The organism is Corynebacterium sp. EPI-003-04-2554_SCH2473622 (assembly GCF_001665955.1).
Lineage (GTDB): Bacteria > Actinomycetota > Actinomycetes > Mycobacteriales > Mycobacteriaceae > Corynebacterium > Corynebacterium pseudodiphtheriticum.
In genome coordinates this window covers 1-628 of sequence record NZ_LZMN01000046.1, presented here as the reverse complement: position 1 = coordinate 628, position 628 = coordinate 1, and the positions used below count along the sequence as shown (strand labels likewise).

General features: G+C 50.8%; 1 pseudogene. It reads left to right on the top strand.

Annotated features, from left to right (window positions below):
• Positions 1–106: 106 nt before the first annotated feature.
• Positions 107–628 (top strand): annotated as a pseudogene (locus A5774_RS05440) (helix-turn-helix domain-containing protein); the annotation flags it as partial.

Here is a 628-nt window from a genome sequence, read left to right as displayed (position 1 = left end):
GAAGTGCTCCCCATTAGTTGGACTGAGAAATCAGTTTCCGACTAGTGAGGAGCACTTTTTATGAGAGCACGAAGTTCGTTGAGTGAATCTCAACGCGAGCAGCTCGTTGATTTGTTTGAACAGGGGTTGGGTTATGCGGCGGCAGCAAATCGGCTTGGTGTTACTCATAATCCAGTACGAAAGCTTGAACGTCGTTTCAAGCTGCATGGCAGACTATGTCTTGTGGAAAAACCAACTAAGAAGCAATTTTCCTTCGAGGTGAAAAAGGAAGTTGTCGATCGGTTCATTGGTGGCCAGTCTACGATGGACCTGGCTAGGCAGTTTGGTTTGTCATCGGATCAACTTGTCACTCATTGGGTAAGGGCTTGGCGTGCAGGTGGTGATCAAGCGTTGCAGCCGAAACCAAAGGGACGAGCCAAAGGCAGCACCAGCTCGACACCGCTGACCGCAGAAGATCAGCTACGCCGCGAGGTGGAGAAGCTACGGGCAGAAAATGCGTACTTAAAAAAATTGCAGGACTTGAACAACCAGCGACGAGGCTGAAGGTCGAGGCTATCGTCACCCTCAAGTCAGCCCACCGCCTGGAAGACTTGCTGGTTGCGGCATGTCTTGCCCGGTCAACATTTTT